The organism is Solibacillus cecembensis (genome assembly GCF_050272495.1).
Lineage (GTDB): Bacteria > Bacillota > Bacilli > Bacillales_A > Planococcaceae > Solibacillus > Solibacillus cecembensis.
This window is the reverse complement of the sequence record NZ_JBNNMF010000064.1, coordinates 1-1,567: the sequence shown is the minus strand read 5'-3', so window position 1 is coordinate 1,567 and position 1,567 is coordinate 1. Positions and strand designations below refer to the sequence as shown.

General features: G+C 31.6%; 3 protein-coding genes. All 3 read left to right on the top strand.

The genetic code is table 11. From position 1 onward, the window contains the following. Positions 1-162 precede the first annotated feature (162 nt). The 3 genes from ACQKIH_RS22390 to ACQKIH_RS22380 all read left to right on the top strand — a co-directional run bounded on the left by ACQKIH_RS22390 (position 163) and on the right by ACQKIH_RS22380 (position 1,334). Positions 163-339, top strand: coding sequence for a hypothetical protein (locus ACQKIH_RS22390; protein WP_427769062.1), 177 nt, complete (start codon positions 163-165; stop codon positions 337-339). 141 nt (positions 340-480) lie between these two features. Further along, positions 481-660: a hypothetical protein gene (locus tag ACQKIH_RS22385; RefSeq protein WP_427769060.1), complete on the top strand. Its 180-nt coding sequence runs from the start codon at positions 481-483 to the stop codon at positions 658-660. A 263-nt stretch (positions 661-923) separates the two neighbouring features. Then, positions 924-1,334 (top strand): Ig-like domain-containing domain, encoded by a 411-nt coding sequence (locus tag ACQKIH_RS22380; protein WP_427769058.1) that lies wholly within the window; start codon positions 924-926, stop codon positions 1,332-1,334. The last annotated feature ends 233 nt before the right edge of the window (positions 1,335-1,567 follow it).

Here is a 1,567-nt window from a genome sequence, read left to right as displayed (position 1 = left end):
GGCAAAATTAAAAGGCATGAGCCCGATACACTATCGAACCCATGCCCAAAGAGCTGCCTGAAATAACCGTGTCTAACTTTTAGGGGTCACTTCAAAATCGCTTTGGGGGTTTTTTTTAACCATCATAAATTGTGGTTAAATTATACAATGGGGGGATGAATGATGAAAATTAATACATATCTTATTCAATTAGCAGTTACGATAATAGTTATTTTTGGAGGAACTTTTACCATCCGTTACTTTAGAACTGGTGAACTTTTATTAGACCAAATTATAGGGGCATCGGTTGGTATTACACTTCTTATTGCAACATTGATTTGGAGAAAAACAAATAAGTAATTTTGCAAAGCTAACAATGGTTTTATTGAAACAAGGATTTATAAAGCATACAAAATAAACCTAATAATTTGCCCAACCACGCTTTGGGTGCATTATTATTATTATTATTAAAAAATTGACCCTTTTTCTGGAGGTGTAGAAATGAAAGAGATAACAGGACTGTACGTTATTTTAGCTGCAATATTTTTTGTAAATCTAACAAATATGACCTTGTTTAATAACGAATGGAATGGCATAGCAATGTTGCTTAACACGGGGTTATTTGTAGCTGGTACTGCCTATTTTTTATCGAGCAGAGATTTCATTATGAAAAATAAATAACGATTATTAAATTCAAGATTACTATAGTTCATTAAAGATTTATAACATATACAAAATAAATGCAAATAACGTTCCCAAATGACACTTAGGGAATGTTCGAACCAGCAGCAAAGATTTCAACACTATCTCTGCTGCTTTTGTCTATTCGATTCGGTGTTCAAACGACGTTTTAGAAAGGTTATTCAATTAACAGTAATTTAGTTGAGTGAATTAAATGTGGTAATATATAGAATAATCAAGTAATTAGTCAAGGGGGAAATCATATGAGAAAGATAATTCTTACTTTATCAGCGTTCGCCATTATAGGAATAGGAAGTTTAATTAGTTATAATCAAGGCACTAAAGAAAAACAAGAAATTATAGTAATGGCTGGCATGAATCAATCTGATACACCTGTAAATCACAATTGGATTATTACTTTTGACCATGGAATGAATCAGGATTTTTTTAATGAAAAATCTATTTACGTTTTAGACGAGGATAAAAATAAAGTCCCTGTAACAGTAGAAGCCATAGATTCTAAAAATATGGTAATAAAACCACCAAGTGAGGGTTATCAAAAAGGAAAATCATATGATATCTATTTTGATAGAGATTTAGATTTGGAACACACTGGAAATCAAGATATGCCGAAACAATATCGAATACATTTCTCAACGGTCAATACTTTATAATTACTGTGTATTCCAAATAACGCTAATTATTTACTTAAAGTGACGGTATTTCAGTTCAAAAAAGACGTATAAACTATACATATCTAACCTAAAAAACGTTCCCAAATAAAAGTTAGGGAACCAACACCCCCGTTCAATTGGAGGGTACTGAAAAAGTCCATATAGTTTAACTTTGCGAGGTATTCGACGATTGAATCGTCGAATACCTCGCTCTTTTCATATATAATAAAAGA